The organism is Prescottella defluvii (assembly GCF_000738775.1).
GTDB classification, from domain to species: domain Bacteria; phylum Actinomycetota; class Actinomycetes; order Mycobacteriales; family Mycobacteriaceae; genus Prescottella; species Prescottella defluvii.
Window position 1 is genome coordinate 1 of record NZ_JPOC01000233.1, and the last position, 372, is coordinate 372.

Consider the following 372-nt stretch of genomic DNA (forward strand, 5'->3'; position numbering starts at 1 on the left):
GGCGGCGATGATCGTCGGCCAGCAGTACGGCTTCGCACCCCGACCGCCGAGTCCAAGGGCTGGGCCGAGCGCTACGGCGACGAGGAGGTGTCGCAGTTCCGCGGCGCCGAGATGATCGCCGACAAGTGGGACATCAGCCGCGAGGAGCTCGAGAAGTGGGCTCTGCAGAGCCACGAGCGCGCCAAGGCCGCGATCGCCGAGGGCCGCTTCGACAACGAGGTCGTCCCCTTCGGTGAGTGCACCACCGACGAGGGCCCGCGCGAGACCAGCCTCGAGAAGATGGCCAGCCTGAACGTGCTCGTCGAGGGTGGTCGCCTGACCGCTGCCGTCGCCAGCCAGATCTCCGACGGTTCGAGCGCGCTGCTGCTCGCG

General features: G+C 69.9%; 1 pseudogene. It reads left to right on the forward strand.

Annotated elements, in window-relative coordinates:
• Positions 1-372 (forward strand): annotated as a pseudogene (locus IJ15_RS25180) (thiolase family protein); the annotation flags it as partial.